Origin of the sequence: Granulicatella sp. WM01 (assembly GCF_004570605.1) — a bacterium.
Classification (GTDB): Bacteria; Bacillota; Bacilli; order Lactobacillales; family Aerococcaceae; genus WM01.
The window spans coordinates 1-381 of sequence record NZ_SPPB01000147.1; the positions used below are offsets into that span (position 1 = coordinate 1).

Annotated in this window: 1 protein-coding gene; it reads right to left on the bottom strand. The window is 64.0% G+C overall.

Features of this window, described 5'->3' with window-relative positions:
- Positions 1-381: mechanosensitive ion channel domain-containing protein (locus E4T68_RS09050; RefSeq protein ID WP_135126076.1), on the bottom strand; the 381-nt coding region annotated here is incomplete at both ends.

Here is a 381-nt window from a genome sequence, read left to right on the forward strand (position 1 = left end):
ACTTGACGATGTTCCCGTTGGGAACGGTGAACACCTCACCCTCGCTGGAACGCAGCTTGGTCACCCGCAGCGTGACGTCCTCCACCGTGCCGGCCGCGTTCTCCGGTGACCCCACCATGCTGAGTTCGAACAAATCGCCGAACCCGTACTGCTTCTCCACGATGATGAAGAACCCGGCGAGTAGGTCCTGCACCAGGCGTTGGGCACCGAAGCCCAGCGCGGCGCCGAGCACCGCCGCCGGCCCCACCAACGCACCGACCGGAACCGGCAACACATCGATGACCTCGTACACAACGACGACATAGATGAGGACGATCGACACCCACGAGATCACCGACGCTACGGCCTGGCGGTGCTTGGTTGCCTCCGAGCGCACCAACG